The organism is Variovorax sp. P4_D9, assembly GCF_056401695.1.
This window is the reverse complement of sequence record NZ_JBFUIU010001600.1, coordinates 1-922: the sequence shown is the minus strand read 5'-3', so window position 1 is coordinate 922 and position 922 is coordinate 1. Positions and strand designations below refer to the sequence as shown.

1 protein-coding gene is annotated in these 922 nt (G+C 57.2%); it reads right to left on the bottom strand.

The features are described from left to right. Positions 1-421: 421 nt before the first annotated feature. The coding region (locus AC1DY5_RS57180; RefSeq protein WP_478122966.1) for a phenylacetate--CoA ligase family protein at positions 422-922 on the bottom strand (501 nt) is incomplete at its 5' end.

The window sequence follows — 922 nt, the reverse complement described above, 5'->3', positions numbered from 1 at the left end:
CTGTGCAACGGCATATTCATGGTGTTGTCTCCTGTTGGTGTGCGGTCAAAACCTCAGTCCGAAGCCGGACAGTAGAAGATTCAAAAAATCTGAAATGTCTGCTGGTTGACAATCCAGGGTTTGTCCGAATCAAGGCATCCGACTTGTCGTTCCTTCCAACTCATGTCCAATCACCACGGGCCGCTGCCGCGTCAAATCACACACGCTTCTTGGAATTCCAAATCTGAGAGGGGAGCACTTTTGCCCGCCTGTCTTGCTCGGCAGAAGGGCGCTCAGTGGGATTCGATGCGGCGCCGAGATTCAAGAGCCGCAGTTGCAGTGGCGGACGCGAATGGACGCCCCAACAGATTCAAGGCGAGCATCCAACGTCCAACCGGGGTCGGTTCGCTTGTATGTACCAGTGCGCGCTAACGCAAGCGCATCAAGGCGCTGAATCGGCAGGGCGCAGATCCTCAATTACCCTTCCGTCGTTTGGCAGGCTCTGAGGTGCCACTATTTCAACTTCGCAACGAAGCTTGGTGATGTCTCGAACAGTGTTGGCGATTGACGCGCGTAGGGCATCGTCTGGATTCGGATACTCAACCCTTAAGGTCATCGCGTCGGGCTGCCAAGCCAGTGCACTGCTGCCCCCGATAACGAGTCTCATCCGACTGACCGCACGATGACGTCTACCCACTTCCGCCACCTGCTCAGGGCTGACGAACATGCCGCGGACCTTCGTCGTCTGATTGGCCCGTCCAAGCCATCCGCGAATTCGGACATTGGTTCGTCCGGTTGCGCACTGTCCTGGCAGGACCGCAGAAAGATCTCCCGTGCCAAAGCGGATGAGGGGGTAGTCCGGGTTCAAGGACGTGACCACAACTTCGCCGACTTCGCCCTCTGGAACTGGATCGCCTGTTCCGGGGCGTACGATCTCTACGAT